The 17,293-nt window shown below is 73.5% G+C and carries 16 protein-coding genes and 1 tRNA gene; 4 read left to right on the forward strand and 13 right to left on the reverse strand.

Translation table 11 applies throughout. The features are described 5' to 3' along the window. Window positions 1-84 precede the first annotated feature (84 nt). Both ACSMHG_RS04025 and leuS read right to left on the reverse strand, forming a co-directional pair. On the reverse strand, window positions 85-942 hold the full coding sequence (locus tag ACSMHG_RS04025; RefSeq protein ID WP_435742115.1) for a DegV family protein: 858 nt from the start codon (window positions 940-942) through the stop codon (window positions 85-87). Window positions 943-945: 3 nt separating this feature from the next. Further along, window positions 946-3,444, reverse strand: a complete 2,499-nt coding sequence (gene leuS / locus ACSMHG_RS04030; RefSeq protein ID WP_435742116.1) for a leucine--tRNA ligase — start codon at window positions 3,442-3,444, stop codon at window positions 946-948. A 203-nt stretch (window positions 3,445-3,647) separates the two neighbouring features. Here leuS and ACSMHG_RS04035 point away from each other — a divergent pair, with 203 nt between their 5' ends. Together ACSMHG_RS04035 and ACSMHG_RS04040 are read left to right on the forward strand one after the other, a co-directional pair. After that, a complete protein-coding gene (locus tag ACSMHG_RS04035) occupies window positions 3,648-4,679 on the forward strand; it encodes an NAD-dependent epimerase/dehydratase family protein (RefSeq protein WP_435742117.1) in 1,032 nt (343 codons plus the stop codon). Then, window positions 4,676-5,437, forward strand: a complete 762-nt coding sequence (locus ACSMHG_RS04040) for an SDR family NAD(P)-dependent oxidoreductase (RefSeq protein ID WP_435742118.1) — start codon at window positions 4,676-4,678, stop codon at window positions 5,435-5,437. Before ACSMHG_RS04035 ends, ACSMHG_RS04040 begins: the two co-directional genes overlap by 4 nt. A gap of 12 nt (window positions 5,438-5,449) precedes the next feature. Here ACSMHG_RS04040 and ACSMHG_RS04045 read toward each other — a convergent pair whose 3' ends face one another. Then, window positions 5,450-6,418 (reverse strand): AraC family transcriptional regulator, encoded by a 969-nt coding sequence (locus ACSMHG_RS04045; protein WP_435742120.1) that lies wholly within the window; start codon window positions 6,416-6,418, stop codon window positions 5,450-5,452. Between the two features lie 71 nt (window positions 6,419-6,489). Between ACSMHG_RS04045 and ACSMHG_RS04050 the strand changes: the two genes are divergently transcribed. After that, window positions 6,490-7,941, forward strand: a complete 1,452-nt coding sequence (locus ACSMHG_RS04050; protein WP_435742121.1) for a flavin-containing monooxygenase — start codon at window positions 6,490-6,492, stop codon at window positions 7,939-7,941. Window positions 7,942-7,966: 25 nt separating this feature from the next. On the opposite strand, the gene ACSMHG_RS04055 is transcribed toward ACSMHG_RS04050, so the two are convergent. Together ACSMHG_RS04055 and ACSMHG_RS04060 are read right to left on the reverse strand one after the other, a co-directional pair. Then, window positions 7,967-8,494, reverse strand: coding sequence for a Dps family protein (locus tag ACSMHG_RS04055; RefSeq protein WP_435742122.1), 528 nt, complete (start codon window positions 8,492-8,494; stop codon window positions 7,967-7,969). Window positions 8,495-8,545: 51 nt separating this feature from the next. Then, window positions 8,546-10,201 (reverse strand): acyl-CoA synthetase, encoded by a 1,656-nt coding sequence (locus ACSMHG_RS04060; protein WP_435742123.1) that lies wholly within the window; start codon window positions 10,199-10,201, stop codon window positions 8,546-8,548. A gap of 113 nt (window positions 10,202-10,314) precedes the next feature. Between ACSMHG_RS04060 and ACSMHG_RS04065 the strand changes: the two genes are divergently transcribed. Continuing rightward, complete coding sequence (locus ACSMHG_RS04065; protein WP_435742124.1) at window positions 10,315-10,782, forward strand: MarR family winged helix-turn-helix transcriptional regulator; 468 nt, start codon at window positions 10,315-10,317, stop codon at window positions 10,780-10,782. Window positions 10,783-10,802: 20 nt separating this feature from the next. Here ACSMHG_RS04065 and ACSMHG_RS04070 read toward each other — a convergent pair whose 3' ends face one another. The 8 genes from ACSMHG_RS04070 to ACSMHG_RS04105 form a co-directional block, all read right to left on the reverse strand. Further along, on the reverse strand, window positions 10,803-12,596 hold the full coding sequence (locus tag ACSMHG_RS04070; RefSeq protein ID WP_435742125.1) for an acyl-CoA dehydrogenase: 1,794 nt from the start codon (window positions 12,594-12,596) through the stop codon (window positions 10,803-10,805). Between the two features lie 115 nt (window positions 12,597-12,711). Continuing rightward, window positions 12,712-12,784: transfer RNA gene (locus tag ACSMHG_RS04075), tRNA-Ala, on the reverse strand. Between the two features lie 48 nt (window positions 12,785-12,832). Next, a complete protein-coding gene (locus ACSMHG_RS04080; RefSeq protein WP_435742126.1) occupies window positions 12,833-13,480 on the reverse strand; it encodes a histidine phosphatase family protein in 648 nt (215 codons plus the stop codon). Then, entirely contained in the window at window positions 13,477-13,920 is a 444-nt protein-coding gene (gene rsfS / locus ACSMHG_RS04085) for a ribosome silencing factor (protein WP_435742128.1), read from the reverse strand. Before rsfS ends, ACSMHG_RS04080 begins: the two co-directional genes overlap by 4 nt. Further along, a complete protein-coding gene (gene nadD, locus ACSMHG_RS04090; protein WP_435742129.1) occupies window positions 13,917-14,525 on the reverse strand; it encodes a nicotinate-nucleotide adenylyltransferase in 609 nt (202 codons plus the stop codon). The genes rsfS and nadD overlap by 4 nt, the downstream gene beginning before the upstream one ends. Before the next feature lie 62 nt (window positions 14,526-14,587). Continuing rightward, the gene (locus tag ACSMHG_RS04095; RefSeq protein WP_435742130.1) at window positions 14,588-14,743 is read right to left on the reverse strand and encodes a hypothetical protein; all 156 of its coding nucleotides are present in this window, start codon (window positions 14,741-14,743) and stop codon (window positions 14,588-14,590) included. Between the two features lie 26 nt (window positions 14,744-14,769). Beyond that, the gene (locus ACSMHG_RS04100) at window positions 14,770-16,020 is read right to left on the reverse strand and encodes a glutamate-5-semialdehyde dehydrogenase (protein WP_435742131.1); all 1,251 of its coding nucleotides are present in this window, start codon (window positions 16,018-16,020) and stop codon (window positions 14,770-14,772) included. Window positions 16,021-16,319: 299 nt separating this feature from the next. Continuing rightward, the gene (locus tag ACSMHG_RS04105; protein ID WP_435742132.1) at window positions 16,320-17,273 is read right to left on the reverse strand and encodes an electron transfer flavoprotein subunit alpha/FixB family protein; all 954 of its coding nucleotides are present in this window, start codon (window positions 17,271-17,273) and stop codon (window positions 16,320-16,322) included. Window positions 17,274-17,293: the final 20 nt, after the last annotated feature.

A 17,293-nucleotide genomic window follows, 5' to 3' on the forward strand; every position in this document is an offset into this window, starting at 1 on the left:
GGGACGGTGCCCGGGGAAGTTGTCACGGCCTGCACGTGACAGGTGTCATGGCTCAGAGCCGCGGCGCCACGCAGGTGTCATGGCTCAGGGCCGCGGCGCCACGCAGGCCGCGATCATCCCGGGACCCACGTGCGCGCCGAGCACCGCACCGAGCTCGCCGCACCAGACCTCGCGGCCCTCGAGCTGGTCGGCCAGGCGCTCGGCCAGCCTGGACGTCAGCGTCGCGGCGCGGTCGGGGTTCGCCAGGTGCGCGACGCACACGTCGACCGGCCCGTCGCCGGCCGCGGTCACCGCCAGCTCCTCCAGCCGGGCCAGTGCCCGTTGGGAGGTCCGGACCCGCTCCAGCGACTCCACCCGGCCGTCGCTGATGGCCAGCAGCGGCTTGACCGCGAGCGCACCCCCGAGCAGGGCCGCCGCCGCGCCGATCCGGCCCCCCCGGCGGAGGTACTCCAGGGTGTCGACGTAGAAGAGCGAGGAGGACGCCTCGGCCCGCCGGCGCGCCGCCTCGGCGGCCTCCTCGGCCGAGCCGCCCGCGGCGACCGCCTCCGCCGCCGCCAGCGCGGCGTACCCGGTCGCGACGCCGACTTGGCGCGAGTCCACCGCGAGGACCGGCACCGGCGCGTCCTGCGCAGCCAGCTGGGCCGACTCGTAGGTTCCGCTCATGTCGCCCGAGAGATGGACCGAGACGATCGCCTCGGCGCCGGCGGCCGCCGCCTGCTCGTAGACCGCCCGCATCGCGGCCGGGGACGGGCGGGAGGTGCTGACCGGCGTCCACTCCTTCAGCGCGGCCGCCACCATGGCGGGCGTGGCGCCCTCGGGGCCCTCGTCGAGCACCTCGGCGCCGATGACCACCTGCAGCGGCACCACGACGATCTCGTGGGCCGCGGCGACCTCGGCCGGCAGGCTGGCGGTCGAGTCGGTGACGACGACGATCCGGGACATGGCTCAGACCACCACGTTGACCAGCTTCGGCGCGCGCACGACCACCTTGCGGACCGGCCGTCCGTCGATGGCGCGCACGACCGCCGGGTCGGCCATGGCCAGCTCCTCCAGGTCGGCCTCGGAGATGTCCGGGGCCACCTCCAGCCGCGCCTTGACCTTCCCCTGGATCTGGACGACCGCGGTCACGGTGTCCTCGACCAGCAGGGAGGGGTCGACGGTCGGCCAGCCGACCCGGGCGACCGTGGGCTGGTGGCCCAACCGCTCCCACATCTCCTCGGCCGTGTACGGCGCCACGAGCGACAGCAGCACCGCCACCGCCTCGACCGCCTCGCGCACGGCCGGGTCGGCGGGGCCCGGACCGGAGTCGATCGCCTTCCGCGTGGTGTTCACCAGCTCCATGGTGCGGGCGACCATGACGTTGAACCGGTGGCCCTCGATGAGCTGCTCGGCCTCGTGCAGCGTCTTGTGGGTGGCCTTGCGCAGGGCGGTGTCGCCGCCGTCGGGGGCCGTCCCCGGCTCGGAGGCGACGTCCCCGGAGAGGCGCCAGGCGCGCTGCAGGAACTTGACCGCGCCGCCGGGCGACATGTCGGCCCAGTCGATGTCGTCCTCCGGCGGGCCGGCGAAGACCATGGTCAGCCGCACCGCGTCGACGCCGTAGCGGTCGATCATCTCGCCCAGGTTGACGCCGTTGCCCAGCGACTTCGACATCGCCTTGCCGCCGTTGATGACCTGGCCCTGGTTGAGCAGCGCGGAGAACGGCTCGACGAAGTCGACCATGCCCATGTCGTGGAGCACCTTGGTGAAGAACCGCGAGTACAGCAGGTGCAGGATCGCGTGCTCCACGCCACCGACGTACTGCGCGATCGGCATCCACTCCCGGGCCTGCGCCGGGTCGAAGGGGCCGTCCTCGTAGTGCGGGTCGAGGTAGCGCAGGTAGTACCAGGACGAGTCCACGAAGGTGTCCATGGTGTCGGAGTCACGCAGGGCCGGCCCGCCGCACGAGGGGCAGTCGGTGTGGACCCAGGCCTCGGCCGCGGCCAGCGGCGAGGTGCCCTTCGGCTTGAGGTCGGCGCCCTTGAGGTCGTCGGGCAGCCGCACCGGCAGCTGGTCCTCCGGCACGGGGACCTCGCCGCACCGCTCGCAGTGGACGATCGGGATCGGCGCGCCCCAGAAGCGCTGGCGGCTGAGCAGCCAGTCCCGCAGCCGGAAGTTGACCGTGCCGGTCCCCCGTCCGTCGGCCTCGAGCTGCTCGATGATCCGGCTGATCGCGGCCGCCTTGTCGGTCAGTCCGTCGAGCGGGCCGGACGCGACGTAGGTCCCGTCGCCCGTGGTGGCGACCCAGCTCTCCTCGGGGTCGTCCTCGCCGGGGACGTCGACGACCCGGCGGACCGGCAGCCCGAAGACCTTCGCGAAGTCGAGGTCGCGCTGGTCGTGCGCGGGCACCGCCATGATCGCGCCGGTGCCGTAGTCGGCCAGGACGTAGTCCGACGCCCACACCGGCATCGGCTCGCCGGTCACCGGGTTGCGGGCCGTGACGCCCAGGTCCACGCCCGACTTCGGGCGGTCCGTGGCGAGGCGGTCGATGTCGGAGGCCTTCCGGACCTCCTCGAGGTACGCCGCGAGCGCGGCCTCCTGCCCGGGGGCGACGACCTCCGCGGCCAGCTTCGCGTCGGCGGCGACCACCATGAAGGTGGCGCCGTAGAGGGTGTCGGGCCGGGTGGTGAAGACCGTGACGGTGCGCGTCTCCCCCGAGGCAAGCTCGATGTCGAAGTCGACGTGGGCGCCCTCGGAGCGGCCGATCCAGTTGCGCTGCATGGCGAGCACCCGGTCCGGCCAGGTGCCGGCGAGGTCGTCCATGTCGTCGAGCAGGCGCTGCGCGTACTCGGTGACCTTGAAGTACCACTGGTTCAGCTCACGCTTGGTCACCTCGGCGCCGCAGCGCTCGCACATGCCCTGCACGACCTGCTCGTTGGCGAGGACGGTCTGGTCGTTGGGGCACCAGTTGACGGGGCTGTTCTTGCGGTAGGCCAGGCCCCGCTCGCGGAACTTCAGGAACAGCCACTGGGTCCAGCGGTAGTACTCCGGGTCGGAGGTGTGCAGCCGGCGCGACCAGTCGAAGGAGACGGCGTAGCGGCGGAACGACTCGGCCTGGGTCTCGATGTTGGCGTAGGTGTAGGTGGCCGGGTGCTCGTCGTTGCGGATGGCGGCGTTCTCGGCCGGCAGGCCGAAGGAGTCCCAGCCGATCGGGTTGAGGACGTCGTACCCGCGCTGCCACCAGTAGCGCGCGATGACGTCGTGCAGCGCCATCACCTCGGCGTGGCCCATGTGCAGGTCGCCGGAAGGGTAGGGGAACATCGTGAGCGCGTAGCGCTTCTCGGCCCCGGGCGCCGCGCTGCCGGCGCGGAAGGGGTCGAGCTCCTCCCAGACCGGGCGCCACCGCTCCTGCGCCGCGGCCATGTCGTACGTCGCGGCCTCGTCCGGCCGGTCCGCCTGCTCGCTCATCTGCGTCTCTTCCCGTCGTTCACGCGTGGGTGGGTCGTCTGCTCCCGGTCACGCCCCCGGGGATCTGGCTGGGCATGAAAAAGCCCCTCGCCTCACGAGGGGCAGCCGCGTCGGGTCGTGCTCGTCGACGCGGCTAGATAAGGAGCAGGGTCTCGCGCATGGGCGCCATGGTAGCGCGGCGTCCGGCCGGGTACGGGGGCGCCATGACCGAGCTGCAGACCGAGCCCCGGGCCGGGGCGGGCCTCACCGTCGCCGTGACCGGGCCGACCGGCACCTTCGGCTCCGGGCTGGTGCCGCTCCTCGAGACCGACGACCGGGTACGCCGGGTGGTCGGGGTGGCGCGCAGCCCGGTCGACCCGGCCGAGCGGGGCTGGCGCAAGACCACCTACCGGCAGGGCGACGTGCGGGACCGCGCGGCACTGGCCGAGGCGTTCGCCGACGCCGACGTGGTCGTCCACCTGGCGTTCCTCATCGTCGGCGGGTCGCCCGCAGTGAGCCGTGCGGTCAACGTCGAGGGCACCCTGAACGCCTACCGGGCCGCCGCCGAGGCGGGGGCCCGCCGGTTCGTCTACGCCAGCTCCGTCGCGGCGTACGGCTTCCACGCCGACAACCCGGTGGGGCTCACCGAGGAGTGGCCGACCCGGCCGGCGGACCGGCTCTTCTACGCCCAGCAGAAGGCGGAGCTGGAGGCGCTGCTGCGCGAGGAGGCGGGCGCGCGCGGCGGTCCCGAGCTCTACCTGCTCCGCCCGTCGATCGTCGTGGGCCCGAACGCGGTGGGGGGCAAGGTGTCGCTGCCGGGCTGGGCCGCCGCGGCCGGCAAGGTGCTGCAGCGGCTGCCGAAGCGGCTGCCGCCGGTGCCCGTGCTCGTCCCCGACCTGCCGGTCCAGCTGGTGCACGAGAGCGACGTCGGCACGGCGCTGCTGCGGTGCGTGGTGGCCGCCGGACCGCCGGGCGCCTACAACATCGCCGCTGACGACACGCTCACCGCCGCCGACGTCGTCCGGATCCTGGGTGGCATCCCGGTGCCGCTGCCCGCGGGCCCGGCGCACCTCGCGGCCCGACTGGCCGCGGGCCTCCCCGGCCTGCCGCAGCCGGCGCAGTGGGTCGAGGCGCTGGCCCACCCCGCGGTCATGGACACCACCCGCGCGAAGGAGCAGCTCGGCTGGCGACCGGCCGTCAGCGCCGCGGACGGCCTGCGTCAGACGCTCGGCCTCCCCCTAGAGTTCCCGGCATGACCGTCACCGACATGTTCCGACTCGACGGCAAGGTCGCCGTCGTCACCGGCGCGTCCAGCGGCCTCGGCGTCGCGTTCGCCCAGGCCTTCGCCGAGGCCGGCGCCGACGTCGTCCTCGGCGCCCGCCGCGCCGACCGGCTCGCCGAGACCGCGCGCCTCGTCGAGGCGGCCGGCCGCCGCGCCCTCGCCGTGCAGACCGACGTCGTCGATCCCGACTCCTGCACCAACCTGGTGACCCAGGCCGTCGAGCAGCTCGGCAGCATCGACGTGCTCGTCAACAACGCCGGCGTCGGGACCGCCGTCCCCGCCACCCGCGAGACGCCCGAGCAGTTCCGCCAGGTCGTCGACGTCAACCTCCACGGCTGCTACTGGATGGCGCAGGCCTGCGGGCGGGTGATGGGCGAGGGCTCGAGCATCCTCAACATCTCCTCCGTCCTGGGCCTCACCACGGCGGGCCTCCCGCAGGCGGCGTACGCCGCGTCGAAGGCCGGCCTGATGGGCCTCACCCGTGACCTGGCGCAGCAGTGGACCGGCCGGAAGGGCATCCGTGTCAACGCGATCGCCCCGGGGTTCTTCGACTCCGAGATGACCGAGCAGTACCCGCCGGGATACCTCGAGTCCCGCGGCGACCGGATCCCGATGGGCCGCAAGGGCGACCCCGCCGAGCTGGCGGCGACGGCCGTCTTCCTCGCCTCCCCGGCCGGCGGCTACATCACCGGGCAGACCGTCGTGGTCGACGGCGGGATGACGATCACCTGACCGCACCCGGCCTCACCTGGATCCTTGCGCGTACGCCGCGGGCGGCACCCCCGTCCAGCGGGTGAAGGCGTGGGTGAAGGCAGCCGCGTCGGCGTAGCCGAGGCGCGTCGCCACGTCTGCGACGGGCAGCGTCGCCCGTGACTCCAGCAGGGAGCGCGCCAGCGACTCCCGCACCTCGTCGACCAGCGCGCGGTAGCCGACCCCCTCACCCGCCAGCCGTCGGCGCAGGCTGCGCTCGCTCAGGCCCAGGGACGCGGCGACCGCACCCATCGGCGCGCCGTCGGGCAGCTGCTGGGTGATGAGCACCTGCACGTCGCGGGCGACGCCCGTCCGCTCGCGGCGGCGGGCGACCACGTCGCGGAGCATGGCGTGCGCCATCGAGGTGGCCCGCGGGTCGCGGGGCAGCGGCCGCTGGAGCTCGGCGGCCGGGACCTCCAGCACCGCGTGGTCCTCGGCCACGGTCAACGTCGACCCGAGCCCGCCGGGCACCAGCGCGGCCGCCACGACGTCGATCGCCGTCGCGTCGCGGGCGACGAGGAAGGCCCGCACGTCCGCGGGGAGCGCGCCTCCGTCGACCACCAGCCGCACCCGGCCGTCCGCCACCTCCGCGCGCGGCAGCGCGAAGGCGAAGGAGAGGTCGATGAAGCGCAGCGTCACGTCGAGGGCGTCACCGACGGTCCGGCTCGCGAGCAGGGCGTAGCCGAGCACCCCGAACGTCGAGGCGCGGTAGGTCGCGCCCACGTCGGCGCCCGAGCCGGGGAGGAGCCGCTGCAGCGTGCGCACCACGCGGAGCTCCTGGGCGGCGGTCACCTCGCGGTCGGCCACGGCCAAGTCGGCCTCCCGCAGCCCGGTGCCCGCGAGGACCACCCGCGCGGGCACGCCGCGCGCGACGGCGTACCGCACGAGGAGCGCGACGCCCGCGACCGCGCGTGGGTACTCCCAGTCGTCCGGGGCCCGTTCGGGTGGCAGGTGCCGCACCATGGCCGGAATTATCAAGCATGGTGATCGGCGGGCCTGCCGCCGGGCCCACGACGGTTCCTACGCTCCACGCCATGGAGAACCTGCGTGTCGTCATCATCGGGGCCGGCTTCGGCGGCCTGGGCGTCGCCCGCGCCCTGCGCGAGCAGGGCTGCACCGACCTCACCATCCTCGAGCGCGCGGACGACGTGGGTGGGGTGTGGCGCGACAACACCTACCCCAACGCCGCCTGCGACGTGCCCTCCCCGCTGTACTCGTGGTCCTGGGCGCCCAACCCGCGGTGGAGCCGGCGCTACGGCACCCAGCCGGAGATCCTCGAGTACCTCCGCGCCGCCGCGCGCGAGCACGGCCTGCTCGACCACGTCCGGCTGCGCACCGAGGTGACGGCGGCGACGTACGACGAGGCGAGCGCGACCTGGCGGGTCGAGACCGCGGCCGGCGAGACCCTCGAGGCCGACCTCCTGGTCTCGGCGGTCGGGCAGCTGTCCAACCCGGCGCTGCCGGCCGTGCCCGGCCACTTCGACGGACCGGCCTTCCACTCCGCGCAGTGGCGCCACGACGTCGACCTGGACGGCAAGCGGGTCGCGGTGGTCGGCACCGGCGCGAGCGCCGTCCAGTTCGTCCCCGGCATCGTCGACCGGGTCGGGTCGATGACGGTCTTCCAGCGCTCGGCGCCCTACGTCCTGCCCAAGCCCGACCAGGAGTACAAGGCGCACCACCACCGCCTCTTCGAGCGCGTGCCGGCCGCGCTGCGCGCCGAGCGTCGGGCGGTGTTCTGGCTCACCGAGCGGTTCAACGGCGCGCTCGCCGGCGACTCCCCGGCCACCCGCCCCCTGATGGCGGTGATCCGCGGCGTGTGGCGCGCGCACCTGCGGGCCACGGTGAAGAACCCGGCCCTGCGCCGGGCGCTCGTGCCGGACTACCCGCTGGGCTGCAAGCGCGTGCTCTTCAGCAACGAGTGGTACCCGGCGCTCGCCCGCGAGCACGTCGAGGTGGTGCCGGAGGCCGTGACCGGCCTGGAGCCCGACGGCGTGCGCACCGCCGACGGGCGGCTGCACCGGGCCGACGTGCTCATCTGGGGCACCGGCTTCGCCGCCACGGAGTTCCTCGCGCCGATGAAGGTGACCGGGCGGGGCGGCCGCGACCTGCACGAGCACTGGTCCGACGGCGCCCGCGCCCACCTCGGGATGACGGTGCCGGGCTTCCCGAACCTGTTCTGCATCTACGGCCCCAACACCAACCTCGGCGGCAGCTCGATCATCGCGATGATGGAGGCGCAGGCCGGGTACATCGCCCAGGTCGCGCGCCGCCTCGCCGACGAGGGGCTGCGCACGGCGGAGCCGCGGGCCGCGGCCGCCGACGCCTACGACCGCGAGATGCAGTCCCGGCTGGCCACGAGCGCGTGGGCCGGCTGCTCCAGCTGGTACGTCGACGGCCCGCGGATCACGACCAACTGGCCGGGCCTGGTCGCGGAGTACCAGGCCCGGACCGCGGAGGTCGACTGGGACGAGCTCGAGCTCGCCTGAGCAGCACCTCGCCACCCCCGCGCGGTCAGCGGTGGATGGACCGCGGGAGGCTGCGGTTGGCGACCCGGTTCTCCGCGTCGATCATCCAGGCCAGCTGCTCGAGGCGCTCGATGATGACGTGCAGGATGTCGGCGGTCGTCGGGTCCTCGGCGTCCACCTCGTCGTGGATGCGCCGCGCGGTGCCGGTCACGCCGTAGATCGCGGTCGTGATCAGGTCGACGGTCTCGGCGGTGTTGACCTCGCCGGCCGGGAACGGCGCCAGGCTGGTCTGCTCGGCGACCGAGGCGGAGCGGCCGTCGGGGACGACGTACAGCGCGCGCATCCGCTCGGCGACCTGGTCGGAGAACTCGCGGGCGGCGTCGACGACCTCGTCGAGCTGCAGGTGGAGGTCGCGGAAGTTCAACCCGACGACGTTCCAGTGGGCCTGCTTGCCCTGCAGGTGCAGCTCGATCAGGTCGACGCTGAGCTGCTGCAGGTGGCTGGCGAGCTGCTCGGAGGCCGTGAAGGCCGGCTTGGCGACATGGGTCTGGTCGGAGTGCAGGAGATCAGTCATGCCACCACTGAAGCACGTTCTCTGGAATGATTCCAGAAAGGTGAGCCTGACCTAAACGCCCGTCTCGGCGAGCGCCCGGCTCCGCGCCCACCGGTAGTCGGCCTTGCCCGACGGCGACCGCTCCACCGAGCCGACCCGGACCACGGCCCGCGGGACCTTGTAGCGCGCCACGTGGCGGCCGCACTCGGCCAGCAGGTCCTCGTCGGTGACGTCGCTGCCCTCCGCGAGCTGCACCACGGCGACCGGCTCGCTGCCCCACCGCTCGGAGGGCCGGCCCACGACCACGACGTCGCGCACGGCGGGGTGCGCCGCCAGCGCCCGCTCCACCTCCTCGACGAAGATCTTCTCCCCGCCGGAGTTGATCGTCACCCCGTCGCGGCCCAGCAGCAAGATCCGGCCGTCCTCGAGGAGGTCGGCGCGGTCGCCCGGGATCGAGAAGCGCTCGGCGCCGATGACCGGGAAGGTCCGGGCGGTCTTCGCCTCGTCGCCGAGGTAGCCCAGCGGGACCCGGCCGCGCTGCGCCAGCCAGCCACCGCCCTCCCCCGGCTCCAGCACCCGGGTGAGGAGGTCGTCGACCACGGTGGTCGTCGGCACCGGCGTGAACGTCGCGGCCTCCGCCTCCATGCCCTTGAGCGACATCGAGCTCATCTGCAGCCCCGTCTCCGACGAGCCGGCCGCGTCCATGACGATCATGTGGGGGCAGAGCTCGAGGAGCCGGTCGCGGACCCCCGGGGTCAGCGGGGCGCTGCCGTTGTTGAACGCCGCCACGCCGGACATGTCGTAGCTCCCGCGCTCCAGCTCGTCGATCAGCGGGCGGGCCACCGCGTCGCCCACGATCGGGATGCTCACGGCGCCCTCCCGGACCGCCGTCGACAGCACGTCCGCCGCGTCCAGGTGGTCGACGTGGTGGGGCAGGACGATCTTGCCGCCGTTGGTGATGGTGTGGAACGTCGACCACTGGGCCGCGCCGTGCATGAACGGCAGCGCCATCAGCAGCACCATGCCGCCGTTCGCCGTCCGGGCCGCCTCCGCGATCGAGTCGTAGGAGGGGTGGGGCTCGGTCGTCCCGAACGGCGTGCCGCCCATCGAGGTGACGTAGATGTCGTCCTGGCGCCACAGCACCCCCTTCGGCATGCCGGTCGTGCCGCCGGTGTAGAGCACGAACAGGTCGTCCGGGGACGGCTCGGGCATCCCGCCGGCCGGCTCCGGCGTCCGCAGGGCCTCCTCGTAGTCGACCGCGCCGGGCAGCAGGTCGTGCCCCGACTCGTCGGCCACCTGGACGAGCACGCGCAGGTCGGGCAGCCGGTCCCGGATCGCCGCGACCCGCGGCGCGAACTCCGCGTGGTAGACGAGCGCGGTCGTCCGGGCGTCGGCGAGCAGGTAGGCCAGCTCCTCCTCGACGTACCGGTAGTTGACGTTCACCGCCGTCGCGCGGGCCCGGTAGGCGCCGAGCATGCCCTCGAGGTACTCGTTGCCGTTGCGCAGGTAGAGCCCGACGTGGTCCTGCCCCGACTCGTGGCCGGCCAGGCCGCTGCGCTCGGTGTGGCAGCCGAGGCCCTGCGCGGCGAGGAAGTGGGCCAGCCCGTCGACCCGCTGGTCGAGCTCCCGGTAGGTCAGCCGCCGGTCGCGCCAGACCAGCACCTCCTGGTCCGGGACGGTGCGGGCGACCGTCCGGAACACCGTGGCGAGGTTGAACTGATCGGCCATGCGGAGCCTCCTGGACTAGAACCCGTTCCAGAAATCCTAGACCACGCACGCCCCGCTGTGACGAGCGTTACCGTCGTGTCCTGGGACGAGACCGGCACAGAGGGGAGCCTGTCGTGGACCGCACGGAGGACCGGGTCGAGGACCTGGTGCACGAGGCGCTGACGGAGTACGCCGCGCAGGCGGACGCCTACCTGGCGCGCGCCGCCCACCGGCTGTCGCCCGGCCTGGGCCGCCAGCCGCTCGTGGTGCTCTTCCGGCTCAAGCGCTACGGGCCGCTGCGGGAGGGCGACGTGGCGGCGCAGCTCCAGCTCCCGCCGAGCGAGGTCGCCCGGCACGTCGACGACCTGGCCGCGCGCGGCCTCGTCTCCCGGCTCGGCGTCGGACCGCACGCGACGGTGTGCCTCACCGACGCGACCGCCGGCGCCCTCGACCTGGCGGAGGACGAGCGCCGCGGCCGGATCCTCGACGGGCTGGAGGCCTGGTCGCTGGAGGAGAAGGAGTCCCTCGCGCGACTGCTGGCGAAGTTCGTCCAGCGCGACGACCTCGTCGTGCGGGCGCGCAGCCTGCCGGCGCGCCGCTGAGTCGTCCTGGCTCGGCACACCTAGAAGGCGGTCTCCGGCACGTCCAGGGGCGACCGGTCCAGCCGCTCGAGGAGGTCGAGCTGCGGACCGGTGCGCGGCAGCTCGGTGCGCAGGAACCACCGGGCCGCGTGCCGCTTGCCCTCGTGGAGGTCGCTCGTCCCGCCCTCGGCGACGAGCGCCTGCTGCAGCCACAGCCACGCCACGACGACGTGGCCCGCGACCTCCAGGTACGTCGAGGAGTGCGCGAGCGCCGTCTCCGGGTCACCGGTCGACCAGAGCCGGCCCGTGACCTCGACCAGCCGGTCGACGGTCGCACGCAGCCGCGCGCCGTCCTCGGCCAGGTCGCCGCCGCGGCGCGCCGCCTCGTCGGTGGTCGCGGTGATCCGCTCGGCGAGCAGGCGCAGCCCCGCGCCCCCCTCGGCCACGACCTTGCGGCCGAGCAGGTCGAGGCCCTGGATGCCGTGGGTGCCCTCGTGGATCGGGTTGAGCCGGTTGTCGCGGTAGTGCTGCTCGACGTCGTACTCGCGCGTGTAGCCGTAGCCGCCGTGCACCTGGATGGCGAGGTCGTTGGCGGCCAGGCACCACTGGGAGGGCCACGACTTCACGATCGGGGTGAGGGTGTCGAGCAGCAGGTGCGCGCGGGCCGCCTCCTCCGGATCCGGGTGGGTCCGCTCCTCGTCGACCAGGCGGGCGGCGTGGAGCACCAGTGCGAGCCCGCCCTCGACGTAGGCCTTCATCGTGAGCAGCATCCGCCGGACGTCGGCGTGCTCGATGATCGGCACCGGCGGCGAGGAGGGGTCCTTGGCCTGCGGCAACCTGCCCTGCGGCCGGGTGCGGGCGTAGTCGAGGGCCTTGAGGTAGCCGGTGTAGCCGAGGGCGGCCGCGCCGAGCCCCACGCCCACCCGGGCTTCGTTCATCATGTGGAACATCAGGGCCAGGCCTCGGTGCTGCTCGCCGACGAGGTGGCCGACGGCCCCCGGCTCGCCGCCGGGGCGGTGCGCACCCTCGCCGAAGGAGAGCAGCGTGTTCGTGGTCCCGCGCCAGCCCATCTTGTGGTTCAGCCCGGCCAGCACCACGTCGTTCCGCTCGCCGACGCTGCCGTCCTCGGCCAGCAGGTGCTTGGGGACGAGGAAGAGCGAGATGCCCTTGGTGCCGGCGGGCGCCCCCTCGGTGCGGGCGAGGACGAGGTGGACGATGTTCTCGCCCATCTCGTGGTCACCGCCCGAGATCCACATCTTGGTGCCCCGCAGCCGGAACGTGCCGTCCGGCTGCGGCACCGCGGTGGTGGTGACGTCGGCCAGCGAGGACCCGGCCTGCGGTTCGGAGAGGCACATCGTGCCGAAGAAGCGACCCTCGAGCATCGGACGGACGTAGGCGTCGACCTGCTCGGACGTGCCGTGGGTGGCGAGGAGGTGGGCGTTGGCCTGGGTGAGGAAGGGGTAGCCGGCCGTCCCGCAGTTGGCGGCCTGGAACCACGCCGACGTCGCCGCGGCGACGACCTGCGGCAGCTGCATGCCCCCGAGCTCCTCGTCGAACGTCGCGCCGGTGAAGCCGCTGCTCGCGTAGACCTCGAGCGCCTCGGCCACCTCCGGGTGCAGCACGGCCCGGCCGTCGACGAACTGCGGCTCCTCGGCGTCGTTGCGCTTGTTGTGCGTGGCGAAGTGCCGCGTGGCGACGGTCTCGGCGAGGTCCAGCACCGCGTCGAAGGTCTCGCGGGAGTGCTCGGCGTAGCGGGGACGACCGAGGAGCTCCTCGACGCCGAGCCACTCGTGCAGGAGGAAGTCGAGGTCGGCTCGCGACATGATCAGGGACACGGGAGAACTGTGGCATCCGGTGTGATCCCGTGCCATCCGGCCCTCGACGACGTTCTCACCGACGCCTCAACGACGAAGCGAGGTGGACCGGAGTCTCACCTCGCTTCTCACGAAGTGGAGCTGAGGGGACTCGAACCCCTGACCCTCTGCATGCCATGCAGATGCGCTACCAGCTGCGCCACAGCCCCAAACCGCTGCCCTCGGGTCTCCCCGTCAGGCGGCTCGCAGAATGTTACTCATAGCCGATCGGAAGACGAAATCGGGGTGACGCCGTACGCCGCGAGCACCGGCGACCGCCCGTCGCCCGCCTGCTCCAGCACCAGCCACTGGCAGTTGCGCAGCGCGCGCAGGCCCAGCGCCGCCTCGTGCGGCCAGCCCAGCAGTGCTGTGGTGGCCACCTTGATCGCCCCGCCGTGGCTGACCGCGACCGAGGTCTCCCCCGCCGCCGTGGCGCCGAGGACCTCGCCCAGCGCCGCCACCATCCGGTCCCGCATGGCGGCGAGGCCCTCCCCGCCAGGGACGGCGTCCCAGTTGCCCGCGCGGAACTGCGCGAACTCCTCGGGCGCGACGCGGGCGTACTCCTCGTGCGTCATCGCCTCGCGCACGCCGAGCATCGCCTCCCGCAGCCGCGGGTCGGGCTCCGCCTCGAGGCCGGCGTGCTCGGCGACGTACGCCGCGGTCTCCCGGGCGCGGGCCAGGTCGGAGGTGACCAGCCGGGTGGGGCCGTACGCCGCGAGGTACGGCGCCGCGGCGGCCGCCTGGGCGCGCCCGACCTCGTCGAGCCCGACGTCCTGCTGGCCCTGGATCCGGGACTCGTGGTTCCAGGCGGTGCGGCCGTGGCGCACCACCACCAGCCGGCGCACGGCCGGGTCGGCGCCGCTCACTCCCCTGGCTGGTCGGCGGCGTCGGTGCCGGCGTCAGTGCCGGCGTCAGTGCCGGCGTCGGAGGAGTTCGCCGGGCCGGTCACGTCAGCCGGCAGCGCGATCGTCGGGCAGTCGCGCCACAGCCGCTCGAGGGCGTAGAACTGCCGCTCCTCCTCGTGCTGGACGTGGACGACGATCTCGCCGTAGTCGATGAGCACCCAGCGACCGTCCCGCTCGCCCTCCCGGCGGATCGGCTTCGCACCGATCTCCCGGAGCTTGTCCTCCACCTCGTCGACGATGGCCTTGACCTGGCGGTCGTTGCTGGCCGAGGCGAGGACGAAGGCGTCGGTGATGGCCAGCTGCTCGCTGACGTCGAAGGCGACGATCTGCTTGGCCAGCTTGTCGCCGGCCGCGCGTGCGGCGGCGTGGACGAGCTCGAGGGCGTGGTCGGTGGCGGTCATGGGGCTCCGGGGGTCGGTGGGGAGGTCGTGGACTCTGCGGGGTAGAGCTGGTGCTTGGCGATGTACTGGACGACGCCGTCCGGCACGAGGTACCAGACCGGCTCGCCGCGACGGGTGCGCTCACGGCAGTCGGTGGAGCTGATCGCCAGCGCGGGGATCTCCACCATCGTCACCCGGTCGGCCGGGATGGTGGCGAGCGTCGTCGCGTCCATGGTGTACCCGGGCCGCGTGCAGCCCACGAACTTCGCCAGCGCGAAGAGCTCCTCGGCGTTGCGCCAGGTGAAGATGTTGGCCAGGGCGTCGGCGCCGGTGATGAAGTACAGCTCGGCGTCGGGCATGGCCGCGTGCAGGTCGCGCAGGGTGTCGATCGTGTACGTCGGCCCGGCGCGCTCCAGGTCGACCCGCGACACGGTGAACCGCGGGTTCGACGCGGTCGCCACGACCGTCATCAGGTAGCGGTGCTCGGCCGGCGAGACCACGCGCTCGGACTTCTGCCAGGGGTCGCCGGCCGGCACGAAGACGACCTCGTCGAGGTCGAACCACGCCTGCACCTCGGCGGCCGCGACGAGGTGCCCGTGGTGGATGGGGTCGAACGTCCCACCCATGACGCCCACCCGGCGCGCCGGGACGGGACCGTCCACGGGCGCGGGGCCGGCCGGTGCGGCGCTCAGCTGTGCTCTCGCCCGCCGCCGATGGCCATCAGCGCGAACATCATGCCGAGCAGGATGGCGAGGGTCACCGCACCGATGCCCCAGCTCAGGGCGGAGTTGACCTCGTGGTGGGCCTCCTCGGCGGCGGCGAGGATCGTGAGCGCGTTCAGCATGGGCAGCATGCTACCGGCAGCGGTCCTCAGCGGACGTGGCCGTCCCCCGTCACGACGTACTTGGTCGACGTCATCTCCGGCAGCCCCATCGGCCCACGGGCGTGGAGCTTCTGGGTGCTGATCCCGATCTCGGCGCCGAAGCCGAACTCGCCGCCGTCGGTGAACCGGGTCGAGGCGTTCACCAGCACCGCGGCGGAGTCGACCTCCGCGACGAACCGGCGGGCGGCGCCCTGGTCCTCGGTGACGATCGCGTCGGAGTGGCCGCTGGAGAACCGGCGGACGTGGTCGAGCGCGGCGTCGAGGTCGGGCACCACCGCGGCGGCGATGTCGAGGGAGAGGTACTCGCGGCCGTAGTCGTCGTCGGTCGCGGCGACCACCCCGTCGTACGCCGTGAACGCCGCGTCGCCGTGGACGGTCACCCCGGCCTCTCGCAGCGCGGCGACGACCCGGGGCAGGAACGCCTCGGCGACCTCGGCGTGGACGAGCAGCGACTCGGCGGCGTTGCACACGCTCGTGCGGTGGGTCTTGCTGTTGAGCACCAGGGCCAGCGCCTTGTCGAGGTCGGCGGCGCGGTCGACGTACACGTGGCAGTTGCCGACGCCGGTCTCGATGACCGGGACGGTCGACTCCTCCACGACCGAGCGGATCAGGCCGGCGCCCCCGCGCGGGATGAGGACGTCGACGTGCCCGCGAGCGCGCATGAGCGCCTTGACGGTGTCCCTCGTCTGGCTGGGCACCAGCTGCACGACGTCCGCGGGGAGGCCGGCGGAGGCGGCCGCGTCGCGCAGCACCCCGACGATCGCGGCGTTGCTCGAGGCGGCGCTGGAGGAGCCGCGCAGCAGCACGGCGTTCCCGGACTTCAGGCAGATCCCGGCGGCGTCGGCGGTGACGTTGGGCCGGGCCTCGTAGATCATGCCGACCACGCCGAACGGCACCCGGACCTGGCGCAGCTCGAGCCCGTTGGCCAGCGTGCTCCCCCGGACGACCTCGCCGACCGGGTCGGGCAGGCCCGCGACCTCGCGCAGGCCCTGCGCCATGCCGGCCAGCCGCTCGTCGGTGAGCCGGAGCCGGTCGACCACGTTCGCCGGCGTGCCGCCCTGCTCGGCGCGCGCGACGTCCTCGGCGTTGGCGGCCAGCACCCGCTCGGCCTCGGAGAGCAGGGCCTCGGCCATGGCGTGGAGCGCGGCGTCCTTCTCCGCACGGGTGGCGAGCGCCAGCGCCCGCGCGGCCACCCGGGCCCGGGTGGCGAGGTCGAGGACGTCCTGCTCGGTGGTCATGGCAGGAGGATAGGGCGGCGCCGGCCCGCTCCCGGACGCACGTCCGGGACGACGTCATCCAGGGCGACCGGTGGGCCGACCTCGAGCGCGATGCCGAGGCCATCGGCGCCGGCCTCCTGACGTTGGCGGCTCGGCTGGCGGCAGGTGCTGCAGCCGTGCCGGGCCGCCACGGTCGTCGCCCGGGTGCTGCGCCAGCGCGGCTGGAGCGGCGTACCGCGAAGGCGCCCCGCATGCGACAGGGGAGGTTCTCCGGCACCAGGTGTCGAGGAACCTCCCCTGTCGAGGCGGGTGGGCTGAGGTCAGCCCTTGCGCTTGTTGATCTCCTCGGTGGCGGCCGGGAGGACCGAGTGCAGGTCGCCCACGACACCGAAGTCCACGAGCTCGAAGATCGGGGCCTCCTCGTCCTTGTTGACGGCCACGATCGTCTTCGAGGTCTGCATGCCGGCCCGGTGCTGGATCGCACCGGAGATGCCGTTGGCGACGTAGAGCTGCGGCGAGACCACCTTGCCGGTCTGTCCGACCTGGAAGCTGTGCGGCATCCAGCCGGAGTCGACCGCGGCGCGCGAGGCACCGACCGCCGCGCCGAGGGCGTCGGCGAGGTTCTCGATCGGCTCGAAGTTGCCGCCGGTGCCACGACCACCGGAGACCACGATCGCGGCCTCGGTGAGCTCCGGGCGGCCGCTGGCCTTCCGCGGCTGCTGCGCGACGATCTGCGCCTTCTTCGCCGAGTCGGAGATGGTCGCGGCGAACTCCTCGACCGTGCCGGCCGCGCCGACCTCCTCCACGGGGGCGGAGTTGGGCTTCACCGTGATGAGCGGGACACCCTTGGTGACCTTGCCCTTGACGGTGAAGCTGCCGGCGAAGACCGACTGCGTGGCGACGCCGCCGTCCTCGATGTCGACCGCGTCGGTGATGAGGCCCGACCCGGTCTTGATCGCCAGGCGGGCGGCGACCTCCTTGCCCTCGTAGCCGGAGACGAACAGCACCGCAGCCGGGGAGGTCTTCTCCACCAGCTGGGCCAGCGCCTCGGCCTTCGGGGCCACCAGGTAGCCCTTGATCTCGGTGTCGTCGACGACGTACACCTTCTCGGCACCGTGCTGGCCGAGCTTCTGGGCAGCCTCGGCGCCCGTGGAGGCGTTGCCGAAGAAGACCGCCGAGGCCTCGCCCAGGCGGCGGGCCAGGGTCAGCAGCTCCAGGGTCGGCTTGCGGATCGCACCGTCGACGTGGTCGACGACGACCAGGACTTCAGACATTGATTGCTCCCTTACCGATC

Source organism: Nocardioides ureilyticus (assembly GCF_051280745.1).
Taxonomy (GTDB): Bacteria; Actinomycetota; Actinomycetes; order Propionibacteriales; family Nocardioidaceae; genus Nocardioides.

What these genes read in the sequence shown, in the direction of transcription:
- leuS (WP_435742116.1), bottom strand. Translation starts at nt 3,444, where the DNA reads ATGAGCGAGCAGGCGGACCGGCCGGACGAGGCCGCGACGTACGACATG.
- ACSMHG_RS04055 (WP_435742122.1), bottom strand. Translation starts at nt 8,494, where the DNA reads ATGACTGATCTCCTGCACTCCGACCAGACCCATGTCGCCAAGCCGGCC.
- ACSMHG_RS04025 (WP_435742115.1), bottom strand. Translation starts at nt 942, where the DNA reads ATGTCCCGGATCGTCGTCGTCACCGACTCGACCGCCAGCCTGCCGGCC.
- ACSMHG_RS04100 (WP_435742131.1), bottom strand. Translation starts at nt 16,020, where the DNA reads ATGACCACCGAGCAGGACGTCCTCGACCTCGCCACCCGGGCCCGGGTG.
- ACSMHG_RS04040 (WP_435742118.1), top strand. Translation starts at nt 4,676, where the DNA reads ATGACCGTCACCGACATGTTCCGACTCGACGGCAAGGTCGCCGTCGTC.
- ACSMHG_RS04045 (WP_435742120.1), bottom strand. Translation starts at nt 6,418, where the DNA reads ATGGTGCGGCACCTGCCACCCGAACGGGCCCCGGACGACTGGGAGTAC.
- nadD (WP_435742129.1), bottom strand. Translation starts at nt 14,525, where the DNA reads ATGGGTGGGACGTTCGACCCCATCCACCACGGGCACCTCGTCGCGGCC.
- ACSMHG_RS04105 (WP_435742132.1), bottom strand. Translation starts at nt 17,273, where the DNA reads ATGTCTGAAGTCCTGGTCGTCGTCGACCACGTCGACGGTGCGATCCGC.
- ACSMHG_RS04060 (WP_435742123.1), bottom strand. Translation starts at nt 10,201, where the DNA reads ATGGCCGATCAGTTCAACCTCGCCACGGTGTTCCGGACGGTCGCCCGC.
- ACSMHG_RS04035 (WP_435742117.1), top strand. Translation starts at nt 3,648, where the DNA reads ATGACCGAGCTGCAGACCGAGCCCCGGGCCGGGGCGGGCCTCACCGTC.
- rsfS (WP_435742128.1), bottom strand. Translation starts at nt 13,920, where the DNA reads ATGACCGCCACCGACCACGCCCTCGAGCTCGTCCACGCCGCCGCACGC.
- ACSMHG_RS04050 (WP_435742121.1), top strand. Translation starts at nt 6,490, where the DNA reads ATGGAGAACCTGCGTGTCGTCATCATCGGGGCCGGCTTCGGCGGCCTG.
- ACSMHG_RS04095 (WP_435742130.1), bottom strand. Translation starts at nt 14,743, where the DNA reads ATGCTGAACGCGCTCACGATCCTCGCCGCCGCCGAGGAGGCCCACCAC.